The organism is Terrisporobacter muris, from assembly GCF_024621905.1.
GTDB lineage: Bacteria > Bacillota > Clostridia > Peptostreptococcales > Peptostreptococcaceae > Terrisporobacter > Terrisporobacter muris.
The window spans coordinates 1-3,881 of the sequence record NZ_JANKBY010000332.1 but is presented as its reverse complement, the minus strand read 5'-3'; the positions used below and the strand labels follow the sequence as shown (position 1 = coordinate 3,881).

The window sequence follows — 3,881 nt, the reverse complement described above, 5'->3', positions numbered from 1 at the left end:
AAGTTCAAGGTAAGGAGGTACTTTTATTAAGTTTTGTGGAAGAAGAGGAATGTAATAAGCTTTATGTTTTATATAAAAGTGATAGAGTTTTTGAAGAAAAAAAGACTGATGACTTTGAGGAGGAAAAAAGGCAAATTACAAATAGAGAAGAACTAAAAGAAAGTATTATTAATAATGATGGAAGTTTAAATATATTTATTAAGGAAATGAATATGCAAGGGAATATATTAAGTTTTCAAGGGGGTTGTATAGGATCATTGGAATATCATAATACAGAAGATAGATTAGCCATAAAACGTTATATAGAAATGGGACTAATATCTGACGAATATGATGATGTAGATTTAAGTAATATATATTTTGGTAAGTTTGATCAAAATGAAGAAGAAAAATTTCCAATAATAAATAAAAAAGAAAATATATCTATTAGTCTTACAGTCGATGAACAACTTAAAGAAGAGTTAATAGAATACCCTTTTACTATAAGTATTGGGGAAAAAGAAAAAAACAATAAAATTTATTATAATGAAGAGGAATTCTTTTATTTAGATGAAGTAAAAAAATATGATATTTGGAAAGAAATTTATGAAGAATTAGATAATATGGTAGATGGTCTTGATGAAGATACGAAACAGGAATATAAAGAACAATATATTTCATGTACAAGAAGCCAATGTCCTGAAGGAAATGATTTAATAACAATTTCCTATGAAAGTGAAAATGACGTACAACTTAAGTTTTTATGTAAAGACTACTTGGAAAGTTTTCCAAAGTATTCAGAAAGTATGGCAATGTTTATGAATTTCAACTCTGAAATAGGAGTGAATGGACATGTTAAATATACGGATGAATTAAAATCTGTTCCTAAGGATTTTGATTCAACTATAGAAATTGAATTATTTTCAAAATATGTAAAAATACCAGAAGAAGTTATTGAGTTTGAAATATAAAGAAGGAAGTCTCACTAGAAGTATTTATAATGAGACTTTTTTATGAGATTAAAACTTGAGCTATGTCTTTATAAAAAATTGCTTATACTTATCGGGTAAGCTGAATGTTAACAAACAGATATTGTTGAAATTTGATAAAAAATAAGGTGTGCAGCCAAACCTATTTTAAGGTTTGTATACACGTCTTTGTGCAAAATACTTTAATTATATACTAAATAATAAGTCTGCATAAGTAGGGAAAGGCCAAAATTGCTTGCCAACTATTGTCTCTAACTCGTCTGCAATAGTACGAAGTTCTTGCATTTGTACTTTAATATTGTCTCTATAAAATTCGGCATTTTCTTTAGGGGCGGAGTAATTTTTGCTTTCTAATAATGATGTGTCTAGTTTTTCGATTTTAATATCTAAACAAGCATTTAAAGAAGAAAGTTTTTTTACTAAAGAAATTTCTAAGCTACAATCAATATCAGAGCTTAAGGATTTCTTATTTAAAGCAGTATCAGTTAAAGATTTAGAATAAGCACAAACTGATGGAATTATGTCTTTTTTAGCCATATCTATCATTGTTAAAGCTTCAATATTTAAAGTTTTAGAATATTCTTCTAGTAATATATCGCATCTTGATTGAAGTTCTTCTTTTGTATAAACGTTAAATTTTTCGAATAATTTAATGTTTTTATCATCTACATAATGAGGAAGAACATCAACGGCAGTTTTAAAATTAGAAAGACCTCTTCTTTCAGCTTCTATAACCCATTCTTCTGCATAGTTATTTCCATTAAATATTATTCTTGAATGTTTTTTCATAGTATCTTTAATTATTTTAAAAATAGTATTATCTATATTAGTGCTTTTTTCTAATATATCTGCATATTCACACAGACTATTTGCAACAATAGTATTTAAAATAGTATTAGGGCATGCAATATTACAAGTAGAACCAAGCATTCTAAATTCAAACTTATTACCAGTGAAAGCGAAAGGCGAAGTACGGTTCCTATCTGTTGTATCTTTCATAAAAGATGGAAGAACATCTACATCTATATCCATTCTACTTAAAACATCTTCACTATAAGGCAAATCACTTTCAATACATTTCAATATTTTCTTTAAATCAGAACCTATGAACATGGAGATTATAGCTGGAGGCGCTTCATTGCCACCTAATCTATGATCATTTCCTGCACTTGCTACTGATAATCGAAGTAAATCTTGGTATTCATCAACTGCTTTAATAATTGCAGATAAGAATAATAAGAAAGTTTTATTCTCGTATGGTTTTTTACCAGGCTCCAATAGATTTTTACCTTTATTAGTAGACAGAGACCAGTTGTTATGTTTACCACTTCCGTTTACACCTGCAAAAGGTTTTTCATGTAATAAGCAAACAAGACCATGCTTATCTGCAATTCTTTTCATTAAATCCATTGTAATTTGGTTGTGATCTGTAGCTACATTAGTTAGTGTGAAAATAGGAGCTAATTCATGTTGAGATGGAGCAACTTCATTATGTTTAGTTTTTGATAAAACACCAAGTTTCCAAAGCTCCATATCTAGTTCCTTCATAAATTCAGCAACTCTAGGTTTTATGGAACCAAAGTAATGATCTTCCATTTCTTGACCTTTTGGAGGTTTTGCTCCGAATAAGGTTCTTTGACAGAATTTTAAATCCATTCTTTTTTTATAAAGACTTTTATCGATTAAGAAGTATTCTTGTTCTGGACCAACAGTAGTTATAACTCTTGTTACATCATCATAACCTATAAGATTTAATAATCTTACTGCAGTTTTATCAATGGCCTCCATGGATTTTAGTAAAGGTGTTTTTTTGTCTAGAGATTGACCTGAATAAGAACAAAAAGCAGTTGGTATACATAAAGTAGTATCTCTTATAAAAGCATAAGATGTTGGGTCCCACACTGTGTATCCCCTTGCTTCAAAAGTACTTCGAAGTCCACCAGATGGGAAAGATGATCCATCAGGCTCTCCTTTAATTAATTCTTTACCTGAAAATTCCATGATGACATTTCCATCGCTAGTTGGAGAGATAAAGCTATCATGCTTTTCAGCTGTAATTCCTGTCATTGGTTGGAACCAATGAGTAAAATGAGTGGCACCATTTTCTATAGCCCAGTCCTTCATAGTATTTGCAACTACATTTGCAATTTTAATATCAAGTGGTTTACCTTGATGTATAGTATTTTTTAAAACTGAATATATATCCTTTGGCAATCTTTCTTTCATCACATTGTCATTGAAGACTAAACACCCAAATGTTTTAGATAGTCTTTCCATAATATTTCCCCCTTTTTTATTATCAGAATATTGAATAAAGACATAAAACTATTTCAAAATAAAGAAAGGCGCAGTAGGTAAAAATACCTACAGCGCCTTTGCTGTTTAATAATTATAGAATTTATTGTATGAACTTTTATCATAAATGTCAACTGGAATTTTGAAAAATGAATTATTTTTTAGAAGCACTTTTATTATTAAATTGCATTTATGAAAAATAAAAAAGATTTGACAGACATTCTAATAAGATGTAAAATTTTACTAAATAAAATGATGATTCATAAATGAATATAAAAAATAGCTTTAAGTTTATGTGAAAGTAAGAGTATTTATAAAAGAATGTGAAGCAGGGGGTACTTTCATTCTTTTATGGGTGACTCTTTTTTTATTTTTTAAAAAATGAAATTAATCATAATAAACTTGCATTTTATTGTAATATATTAAATAAAATTCAAATAGGTTAATTTAAAATTTAAAGGGTGATTCTTATGGAAAAAATTCTAATTGTATCTAGCTCAAATAAAAGTAAAGAGCTACTTTCTAATATTGTAAAGGAAAGTGGAGTCTATGAAGTTTTAGCTGTAGAAAATAGTTTTAAATGTAGAGAAATTATAAGAGAAATAAATTTTGATAGAT

The 3,881-nt window shown here is 28.2% G+C and carries 2 protein-coding genes; one reads left to right on the top strand and one right to left on the bottom strand.

Features of this window, described 5'->3' with window-relative positions:
- On the top strand, nt 1-950 hold a 950-nt coding region (locus NSA58_RS17185; protein ID WP_257560728.1), incomplete at its 5' end, for a hypothetical protein.
- 204 nt (nt 951-1,154) lie between these two features.
- On the opposite strand, the gene NSA58_RS17180 is transcribed toward NSA58_RS17185, so the two are convergent.
- Nucleotides 1,155-3,245, bottom strand: coding sequence for a glutamine synthetase III family protein (locus NSA58_RS17180; protein WP_039678446.1), 2,091 nt, complete (start codon nt 3,243-3,245; stop codon nt 1,155-1,157).
- Nucleotides 3,246-3,881 lie beyond the last annotated feature (636 nt).

Excerpts from the sequence above, each read along its gene's own strand:
- NSA58_RS17180 (WP_039678446.1), bottom strand. The coding sequence starts at position 3,245 with ATGGAAAGACTATCTAAAACATTTGGGTGTTTAGTCTTCAATGACAAT.